The 8,888-nt window shown below is 42.2% G+C and carries 8 protein-coding genes; 4 read left to right on the top strand and 4 right to left on the bottom strand.

Features of this window, described 5'->3' with window-relative positions; all coding sequences use genetic code 11:
* Positions 1 to 114 precede the first annotated feature (114 nt).
* The 4 genes from V7K42_RS19150 (at position 115) to V7K42_RS19135 (ending at position 3,930) form a co-directional block, all read left to right on the top strand.
* The gene (locus tag V7K42_RS19150; protein WP_334918786.1) at positions 115 to 1,425 is read left to right on the top strand and encodes a Tudor-knot domain-containing protein; all 1,311 of its coding nucleotides are present in this window, start codon (positions 115 to 117) and stop codon (positions 1,423 to 1,425) included.
* A gap of 250 nt (positions 1,426 to 1,675) precedes the next feature.
* The gene (locus V7K42_RS19145; protein WP_334918784.1) at positions 1,676 to 2,794 is read left to right on the top strand and encodes a phosphotransferase enzyme family protein; all 1,119 of its coding nucleotides are present in this window, start codon (positions 1,676 to 1,678) and stop codon (positions 2,792 to 2,794) included.
* On the top strand, positions 2,791 to 3,330 hold the full coding sequence (locus V7K42_RS19140) for a DOMON-like domain-containing protein (protein ID WP_334918782.1): 540 nt from the start codon (positions 2,791 to 2,793) through the stop codon (positions 3,328 to 3,330). Before V7K42_RS19145 ends, V7K42_RS19140 begins: the two co-directional genes overlap by 4 nt.
* A 177-nt stretch (positions 3,331 to 3,507) precedes the next feature.
* Positions 3,508 to 3,930 carry a hypothetical protein gene (locus V7K42_RS19135; protein ID WP_334918780.1) on the top strand — a complete coding sequence of 141 codons (423 nt, stop codon included), beginning with the start codon at positions 3,508 to 3,510 and terminating at the stop codon, positions 3,928 to 3,930.
* Positions 3,931 to 4,106: 176 nt separating this feature from the next.
* Here the strand turns inward: V7K42_RS19135 and V7K42_RS19130 are convergent, their stop codons facing one another.
* The 4 genes from V7K42_RS19130 to V7K42_RS19115 form a co-directional block, all read right to left on the bottom strand.
* Positions 4,107 to 5,237 (bottom strand): glycosyltransferase family 4 protein, encoded by a 1,131-nt coding sequence (locus tag V7K42_RS19130; RefSeq protein WP_334918778.1) that lies wholly within the window; start codon positions 5,235 to 5,237, stop codon positions 4,107 to 4,109.
* 57 nt (positions 5,238 to 5,294) lie between these two features.
* Positions 5,295 to 6,725 (bottom strand): O-antigen ligase domain-containing protein, encoded by a 1,431-nt coding sequence (locus tag V7K42_RS19125; RefSeq protein WP_334918775.1) that lies wholly within the window; start codon positions 6,723 to 6,725, stop codon positions 5,295 to 5,297.
* Positions 6,726 to 6,794: 69 nt separating this feature from the next.
* Positions 6,795 to 7,721, bottom strand: a complete 927-nt coding sequence (locus V7K42_RS19120) for a glycosyltransferase family 2 protein (RefSeq protein WP_334918773.1) — start codon at positions 7,719 to 7,721, stop codon at positions 6,795 to 6,797.
* A complete protein-coding gene (locus tag V7K42_RS19115) occupies positions 7,639 to 8,862 on the bottom strand; it encodes a glycosyltransferase family 4 protein (protein ID WP_334918771.1) in 1,224 nt (407 codons plus the stop codon). The genes V7K42_RS19120 and V7K42_RS19115 overlap by 83 nt, the downstream gene beginning before the upstream one ends.
* Between the last annotated feature and the right edge of the window lie 26 nt (positions 8,863 to 8,888).

Raw genomic sequence — 8,888 nt, 5'->3', positions numbered from 1 at the left:
GTCTCTAAGTTAACTATGAGTTAACTATGAGTTGTCTCCAACTTGACTATAAATTCCCTGTTCCCCATTCCCCAATTGTCTAGAGTGAAAATTTAGAGTTTTGAGGATCGGCTGATGGATAAATCAATTATTCAGTTGGTTGACGAATTACCGATTGACAATATTACTGTCAAAGTTTTAAAGGCTCTTGATTACGTAGCACCAGGTGAGTGGAGCAATTTGACGGGGTTTGATAATAGTATTCGCAGCATTACTGGAGAAACCGATGCTAAGGTAATTCAGAGAATCCGCGATCGCTCTGTCGTTTTATACGAAGATCCTCAAAAAGGCTACCAGTTTGCAATTAAACTTTATCAAGCAATTGATAAAGCAGACACAGCTATGGGAACGGCGGCTTTAGCGAATAAGCTTGGTGAAAAAATTGGCTTTCTATCTTTTTTAGGCAACATTACTCCCAAAGCTGATGTCACTCAATCCATTGACTTGGTACTGAAAATTGCTGTTGAAATCATCGCCTTTTGTAAACTCAATGGCATTCCTCAACCTAACCCCCAAGAGTTTGCAAATTCCCTTGCTAACAACTATCAAAATGCCTCCCTAATGCGGATGGTAGCTTTAGTTTGTATAGATGGAATTCTGCCATTAGGCCCCGACTTTCTCAGCAAAATTCATAACGTTATCGGTGGTACTGATACTAGCGCAATAACTCAAAATCCGGTTTTCTCGGCTATCAATAACTTTCTTCCTGGTAGCAATCCCTCTGATAAAGTTGGTTTTCTCAGTCAGAGTTTTAACTCCGTACAAGGCTGGATGAATAATTTAGTATCTAAAACAGGGATAACTCCGCAATCAATTTCTAGTAACTTGGGTAATTTTATTCAGATTGCTAATGATAATTTAGATTTCGTCGCCGCATTCCTAGATCAAGCTACCAATTACTACGAACATACGGGAACTCAAACCGTCGCTCGTGGCTTGATTTTGGAAGCATATACTTTAATAAAAGAAGAAATTAAACAAGAGGAACAAAAGCCGATCCAAGATGTTTCGTCTGCTTCTGCTGTCAAATCAGATCAAAATCAGTATGAAGTCAGCAAAACTGTAGAAGTTTGGGATAGTGAAGACGAAGATTGGTATCAGGGAACAATCGAAAAAATCCAAGATGACCAATTCTTTATTCATTACCTTGGCTACGGTTCATTTTATGACGAGTGGGTAGGCGAAGATGACATTCGGACTCGCGATCTTCGCGCTGCTGATGATAATGGATATGCAGTGGGTCAAAAAGTAAAATGCTGGGATGATGAGCAAGAGGCTTGGTATTCTGCAACGATTCAGCAAATCCAAAATCAGCAATACTTTGTTCACTATGCTGATTATGACTCATCTTATGATGAATGGGTTGATAGCGACGAAATTTCCTAACTATTGAATTAGCACAGGGCCCCAACAAGAGCGATATCTACGATGGGTTATTACCCTCTCTACGAGACGCTGCGCGTAACTTGCTTCGCCATGAAAAATCCTTGCTATCGGTGTCGTACCCTGTGCTAGGGTTACTACCTTTAAAAATTACGAATTACGAATTACGAATTACGAATTATTTTGACGCGCTACCATATCCCCTATTGCCTTTGTGCAATGCAAGTGAGGAGTAGTCACGTTAAATACGAACATGATAGAAGAATTTAATACACAAGTCGCCCATAATCTAATTGCGATCGCAGATCAATTCGCTCAACAGCGAAAGGTTACAGGCGTTAAAGCATTTGGTAGTGGTAATATTAATGACACCTTCTTAACAACTATAGATGACTCAAAAGAACAACATTTCGTCCTGCAACGCATCAATACGCAGGTGTTTCGTCAGCCAAAACTGATTATGCAAAATATGCGTACCTTCACTGACCACGTTCGTAAACGATTACAGCACAGCCCCTTGAATCGTCGTTGGGAAGTACCGCGCGTACTATTAACTAAGGATGCAGAAGACCACTTTCAGGATGCAGACGGCTGCTTTTGGCGGGCGATTAGCTTTATTGAAGGCTCCCAGTCTTTTGATACTATGGGCGATGGCTCACAAGCGCAAGAAATTGGTTATGCCTTGGGGATGTTCCACAATTTAATCAGCGATTTGCCACCAGAAAAACTCGCTGATACCCTTCAAGGATTCCATATTACACCGCTTTACCTCCAGCATTACGAAGAAGTTTTGGCGAAAACTAGGGCGCGTCAATCTGCGGAAGTTGATTATTGCTTGCAATTTGTTAGCGATCGCCAAGGCTTTGCACATATCCTAGAAAATGCCAAAGCTGAGGGTAAACTACCTCTGCGTCTGATGCACGGCGATCCAAAAATCAATAATGTCATGTTCGACATTGCTACCCAACAAGCCGTCAGCGTCATCGACCTCGACACCGTTAAACCCGGTCTGGTACATTACGATATTGGCGATTGTTTGCGATCGGGCTGCAATCCGGCTGGAGAAGAAACAGAGAATTGGGAAAGTGTTTATTTCGACACCGATTTGTGTCAGGGAATCTTACAAGGCTATCTCTCTGTAGCGAAGGCATTTCTTACCGAGAATGATTATACATATATATACGATGCTATTCGTCTCATCGCCTTTGAATTAGGACTGAGATTTTTTGCTGATTATTTAGCTGGGAATACCTACTTTAAAGTAAAGCACCCAGAACATAACTTGGCAAGAGCGATCGTCCAATTTAAACTTACCGAAAGTATTGAATCTCAAGAAATGCAGATTCGTAACATTATCAAAGATGTGAAATGAACGAGCAGACATTTTCCCTACAACCCTTTCCTTCTAATGAATCGCCGCCTAATTTGAAAATTGCAGGTAATATTGCTCGAAATGGTAATCAACTTTCCATCCGCTATATGCTTGAAGGCGATTTAAAAAAAATTGCAATTTTTCCCCCATCAAACACACCATCACGCAAGGATGAATTGTGGAAAGATACTTGCTTTGAGTTCTTTCTTGGCATCAAGAACTCTGCGCGATATTGGGAATTCAACCTCTCACCCGCCGGACACTGGAATGTCTATTGCTTTAATGGATATCGTCAAGGAATGCAAAAGGAAATAGCCTTTGAAAAGCTACCGTTTAGTGTTCAGAATCAAGCCGATGGTTTCGCACTTGGGTTAGATGTCGATTTGGATAAAATTATCTCGGCAAATCAAGCTCTTGAAGTTGCTATTACTACAGTTATTAAACATAAAGATGGCGAGATAACTTACTGGGGGTTAACTCATAGAGGCGCGGAGGCTGATTTTCATCTACGAGATAATTTCATCGTTGAGTTGTGAGATGTCGTTACTGCTACCAGTATGCAAGAACGAGAAGTTGGCAAATAAGTCACTCATTTGGATGAGAGACAATTCAACCGTTTGGGTGAGCAATTGTCGGAGGATACTTTCTATGAATAAGAGGAATCTGTTAGTAGAGACTATTGATTCTACTTCGCTCTAGCTAAGGAGTACCTGATGAAATTAACAACTTTAATAAATTCTACAGTTATGATTGCTTCTCTTGCTTTCACATCTGGCATTGCTAGCGCTCAAACGACCGCAAATAACAACTATATAAGTGTTGATGCAACTAGTGAGAAATTAATAAACACAGCAGTTAATCCTGATGCATTAGGCAGTAATTCTACAAATGTCAGCTACATTAACCCCTTTCATCTTGTTAATCTTGCGTACCAAGGTGGTTTCAAACAGCAAGGAATTCCTAGTGGAGGAACTTTTATCGATCTAGGACGGCGTGGAAATATTACTCCTAGAGATTTAATCCGGGCTGCTATCAATGCTAAAAAGTTACCAGCAGAATTTTTAAATAATGAAAATTACGCAAGGGCTGTTAATTTACAATTGGGAACATTAACCGGAGCAAACTATCCTGTATAAGTAAAGCTTTGTCTTTAGCTAATTGTAACTTAGCTAACGCAGTTTTAAACAAGCAATGCTGTGATAATTAATGGGTGTGAATCTGTGGTTTCATTTTTATCAAGGAAGGCAGGAGGTAGAGGGCGTTTTGCTCCTGCCTCGTTCACAAAATTGACTTTTGCAAAAAGTTTACTGTTTCATTCAACAGATGAAACACTTGGTATTGCAGAACGAATTGCATTAATAAAGTTTTGGGCATAATTCTGCGTTGAAAAATCTAAGGCGCGTTGCCTAGCAGCTATTCCCGCACTTCGGGCAAATTCTTGCTCGTCAAGATAGCACAGAATTGCGATCGCTAATTTATCCGCATCGCCGTAAGGTGTTAATAGTCCATTCATGCCATCGGTAATAATCTCTGTCGGGCCGCCTGCATTACCAGCAATCACAGGTTTACCCAGCGCCATCGCTTCAATAATCACAATTCCAAAGGGTTCTTTATCTGAAGCGTGAACGAATACATCCATTGCTTGCACCCACTCTGGGATATTGCGCTGTAGTCCAGCCATAATTACCTGCTCTTTCAAGCCCAAGTTTGTTATTTCTGCTTTTAAAAAGTCTTCATAGTCGGGTTCAAAATCGTGCTTACCGCCAACTACCACACAATGAGCATCAGGATACTTCTGTAAAATTTTGGGCATCGCTTGCACCAATACGTGCATTCCCTTCCATCGTTGCAATCGTCCCACAATTCCAATCAACGGGCCATGTAAAGGTAAGCCCAGTTTTCGCCGTGCTTCTTCAGGAGTTGGCAAAGCATTAGGCTCAAATCGGTCTAATGCTACACCAGGATAAACCAAGGGTGTTGGCCTGTGGGGCCAAATCTCTGCTTGTGCTTGCTTGCCATCTTGGGAAAGAGTAATAATTGCTTGGGCTGGGATTAAAGTAGCAAGTCGCACCAACCAAGTCTTATCGCTAGGTACTTCTAGTTGATACCACACAGCAGGTAAACCCGCCAGCATCGCCGCCAAACCTCCAGATATATGCGTAATCCACATCCAATTGACAATTATATCTGCACGTTCGCGGCGGGCGATCGCAGCTATCCGAAAAACAGCGCCAATAAAACGGTGGATTTGGCGTAAACGTCCACTCTCCACAACTCGCGCATCAATACCGAGAGACTTTACTTGTTCAACCATCGGGCCGGATTCTAAAAATATCACCAGCCACTCAACACCAGCATTACGTCCTTGTTGCACCAAATCCCAAAGCATCATTTCACCGCCGCCTCGTTGCTCGGCTAGTGGCATTACAATAATTGCTTTCATAATTTATATCAGTCCTATTTAAGTTGTAAGATTTTGTTTTTTTAACTCAATTCATATTTATGAATTATTGGGATTGCTATAGTATTTATGTCCTGCCATAGCCATAGCTAAAAATCCCCAAAGAATCATCCCTGCTACACTCAACATCCCACTACCAATAACTAGCTGTGTAGCAGAACTGATGCCAATAGCACGGGCAGCACTGATAAAACTATCAAAACGACCTTCACCATAACTGCTAACACTAATAATTAATAAAATTAATCCACCCATATAAAAGATGGCTCCAAACCAACCAAGGGTGAAAAACATATCTAAAATACCACTATCAATCACTACTACTTCAATTTGACCAGTTTTTTCGTTGACTTTCCAGATATTTCCTAAGCCGTTACCTAAACCATTAGAAAGGGCTAGACCAAGGTTTTTATCATAACTTCCAGAGCGGTCTTTAAAACTGGTATCTTCTTGAATATTAGAAAAAGTTTCCAAACGGGCTGATACAACCCCAGCAATTGGCTGGATGGTTGTCAACGGTACAACACAAATTGCCATCACCACAATTATGGTGATTAAGCGCATTTGAATCCGGGCCTTGACTGAACCCATAATTATAATTATTCCAAATAACCAGCCCCCCCAATTAGTCCGCGCTTGTGTTAACAAGAAAGACAAATAACCAACAGCTGAAGCAGGGAAAATTAAATTTCCTGAACTAGTAAATAACAACAGTAAACCAGCTTGCATGACGGAACCAAAGGGGCCGACTGAGTGCAATGTACTCCAGACACGCATCCCGAAAGGCACAGGGTTTCCAGAACTCATGAATAGTTTGGATTGGATGAGCCAATACCTGTCCCACTCAGGAGCTACTACGAATTGATATATGCCATAAGTCCCTAAAATCAATACACACCAGAGAAATGTTCGCTGAAAATTCTGGCGATAGCTGGGATAATCTCGCCAATTAATAAATAAGTGAAAAGCGAAAATAATCGGACTGAGCCAATCCATTAAACCGCGTGCTACGGGGATTGGTGGGTTATAAATCAGACCAATTAGAAAGCCATAAAAGACTCCGATAAAAGCTAAAACAAATGGTAAACCCCCTTGACGAGAGGCGCGGGGAAAATGTCGCAAGAATGTTGCGATAGTTACAAACACTACTAAGTAGGGTGCTATGAGCATCTGGCGTGTAGCATCCCAACCTACCTTATAGTCAACTAAGCGGGTAGCTAAGGGTGTGAGAAACCAGATCCACCAGGTAAAGCTGATGTAGAGAATGGGATGCCGCAAGTATAAAAACACGGCTACTGCTAAAGCCGTCACCGGGTAAATTAGACGCAATGCAGCAGTAGCACCAGCAAAATAGCAAACTACAGTCAGTAATATAAAGACTGCGATCGCCATCCACGCCTGTTGCGATCGCTCTTGAGGAGAATAGTTTTCTTCTAAAAAACTATTGTAAAGTATCTGTCTAGAATTCATCCAATTTTAGATTCAAGATTTACACATAAAAAATCCCAAATGAAATAATCAATCTGCAATGACAAATGACTAATGGCCAATGACAAATTGTTTATATCCTTGCCAACGCCCCCGCCAAGATGCAAGCAATTTTTTCCCTGCCAATTGCCCTTGACTAGGTAAAAATCTCAGCCATTGTACGAAACCCAAGCTATCGCACGTACCCACAAATACTGCCCAGAACAAAAATATAATCCGGCGGATAAATGGCAGATGCTCTAGTAAAATTAAGGTCTCATTATGGACTAAATTAATAAAGGCAACTTCGTTAAAGTTATTTCGCTGATCTTCATCAAAACGTTTTGCTGGATAGTGGTCTACAGCAACATTAGGATCGTAAATTATCTTCCAACCAGCCCGCTTTAATGTCAGAGTAAATGCCATTTCAAAATGTACCTGCGCTCCAGTACCCCGCATCCGCTCATCAAAGCGCAGTTGTCCAATAGCCTCTTTACGAAAACTCATGTTTACGCCTTTGAGAATATCGACTTCACGCGGTTCTCCCACTCCCAGATGATGGTTGCCAATGACTCGCCCAAACCATTGCAACTGTCCCACTACTGGGCGGGATTCGTCTTCTAATTTGCTGCCGTGATATACCCAATCACGCCCTCCCAGACCGCCAAGGCGACTATCTGAGGTAAAGTAAGCGGCGATGCGTTCTAACCAATCGGGATGCGGTGCGGCATCATCATCAGTAATGGAGACAATATCGCCCTCCACTGCTGCTAGTCCGGCGTTGAGGGCTGCTACTACACCCGGCTGTGTAACTTTCACAGTATGCAGAGGTAGATTGGGCGCGTTTAATTGCGCCAGAAATTGCCAAGTTTCTGCATCTGTATCGCGGACAACCACTATTACCTGATCGACAGGTTTAATTTGCTCCTGTAGCGCCAAAAGGCAGCGTGATAGGTCTTGTGGACGGCGATAAGTTGGTATCAGAACGGTGTTCCGCATTCTTGCTTAACTCCTCGAATAGATCCACATAAGTTTGTGCCATAGTAGTCCAGCTATGTTGTTCTGCCACTGAACGAGCAGCTTTGCCCATCTGTTGGATGAGGGCGGGACTGCTCACCAAAGTCAGCAACGCCAAAGCCAAAGCATCACTATCATCTGAGTCGGATAAGACGATGCCACATTCTGGTGTCACTAACTCTCCGCCTCCAGTGGCTGTAGCAGTAATTACTGGCAGTCCTGAAGAAAGTGCTTCTAACAATACGAGGCTGCAAGCTTCGTATCGGGAAGGAAAAACAAATAAATCTACTGCTTGCATAATTTGGGGGATATCACGGCGATATCCCACAAAATGCACGCGTTTACTTAACCCTAATGATGCTGCTAGTTGTGGGAAAGGGCTATTTTGGGTGTGTCCCACTACTACCAGATGTAAATCGGGGACTTTCACCAAAGCGTGCAATACTGTATCTAAGTTCTTTCTGGGTGTGCGGATGTCTCCAGCGAACAATGCTAGGGTAACATTCTCCGGTAAACCTAATTTTTGGCGATACCTACAACGGGCTACGCCTACGGTTTCACCAGGGGCAAACTCTTCTAAATCAACACCATTGATAATTACGCGAATGCGAGAACGCGGTACACCAATGTTGACTAATTCCTCAGCTACTTTTTCGGATACAGCCACGACAACCTGCGCTTTTTGGAAAGCCTGTTTTTCCCAACGGGCATTAAAAGCCGTAAATAGCCATTGGTACAAACCATAGAAATCTCGGCGATTGCGGGAAATATGAACAGGCGATCGCAACCATGAACTGTGGACAAAATGTACAGCATTCACATCAGCCGCAGCTAGATTAATTGCACCATTGACTTTAACTAAATCAATCTCAGAACGATGTTTACGCAACCAATCTGCACTTTTTTGGGCAAATATAAAATTCCGCACAAATTCTGTTGAATAGCCTTTGACTGGAATTCTAACCCAATTAACTTGACTATTCTCTTCTAATTCTGGTGCAACTTCACTCGCTAATAATGTCAGTTGATGACCACGACGAATTGCTTCATTAGCAACCTCATAGTTTACCCGTCCCTGTCCATCACCTTTCTGAATTTTATGAGTAACAATACAAAGTTTCATTCACTACCTTCTTGAGTAATCTAAGC

It is taken from the genome of Nostoc sp. (assembly GCF_036917455.1).
Classification (GTDB): domain Bacteria; phylum Cyanobacteriota; class Cyanobacteriia; order Cyanobacteriales; family Nostocaceae; genus Nostoc.
The sequence above is the reverse complement of the archived record's forward strand: the minus strand, read 5'-3'. Positions and strand labels throughout refer to the sequence as shown.

Bases quoted from the DNA above. Each gene is read 5' to 3' on its own strand.
- V7K42_RS19135 (WP_334918780.1), top strand. From the start codon at position 3,508: ATGAAATTAACAACTTTAATAAATTCTACAGTTATGATTGCTTCTCTT.
- V7K42_RS19130 (WP_334918778.1), bottom strand. From the start codon at position 5,237: ATGAAAGCAATTATTGTAATGCCACTAGCCGAGCAACGAGGCGGCGGT.
- V7K42_RS19140 (WP_334918782.1), top strand. From the start codon at position 2,791: ATGAACGAGCAGACATTTTCCCTACAACCCTTTCCTTCTAATGAATCG.
- V7K42_RS19125 (WP_334918775.1), bottom strand. From the start codon at position 6,725: ATGAATTCTAGACAGATACTTTACAATAGTTTTTTAGAAGAAAACTAT.
- V7K42_RS19150 (WP_334918786.1), top strand. From the start codon at position 115: ATGGATAAATCAATTATTCAGTTGGTTGACGAATTACCGATTGACAAT.
- V7K42_RS19145 (WP_334918784.1), top strand. From the start codon at position 1,676: ATGATAGAAGAATTTAATACACAAGTCGCCCATAATCTAATTGCGATC.
- V7K42_RS19115 (WP_334918771.1), bottom strand. From the start codon at position 8,862: ATGAAACTTTGTATTGTTACTCATAAAATTCAGAAAGGTGATGGACAG.
- V7K42_RS19120 (WP_334918773.1), bottom strand. From the start codon at position 7,721: ATGCGGAACACCGTTCTGATACCAACTTATCGCCGTCCACAAGACCTA.